This is a genomic window from Bradyrhizobium sp. Leo114, assembly GCF_055229415.2.
Window position 1 is genome coordinate 1 of the sequence record NZ_JBUYEN020000221.1, and the last position, 416, is coordinate 416.

1 protein-coding gene is annotated in these 416 nt (G+C 61.5%); it reads left to right on the forward strand.

Going from position 1 to position 416, the window contains the following annotated elements:
• On the forward strand, window positions 1-416 hold a 416-nt coding region (locus ACZIRK_RS45500), incomplete at its 3' end, for a helix-turn-helix domain-containing protein (protein WP_474419882.1).

Genomic DNA, 416 nt, shown 5'->3' on the forward strand with positions numbered 1-416 from the left:
ATGATACCCGAAGCAAGAGAAGTCCACCTTTCGCGGAAAGATCGCAAGGTGCTTGAGGCGTGTTGTCGCTCGCCGACGACATTGCAGCGCGATTTGAAGCGGGCGCGGATCGTTCTGTTGGCGGCGGATGGGCGCAGCACCCGATCGATCGCCAAGGAAGTTGGGGTCCAGCCGCGGATTGTCAGCCTTTGGCGGCATCGTTATGCCGACCAAGGCCTTGAAGGGCTGCAAGACAAGGCGCGACCGGGCAAGCAGCCAATCTATACGAAGGCCACCGACAAGCGGATTTTGAAGCTGCTGGACAAGCCGTCGCCGGAAGGGTTCGCACGCTGGACCGGGCCCCTGCTGGCCGAGGCGCTGGGCGATGTTGACGTCCAATATGTCTGGCGGTTCCTGCGCAGCCACAAGATCGACCT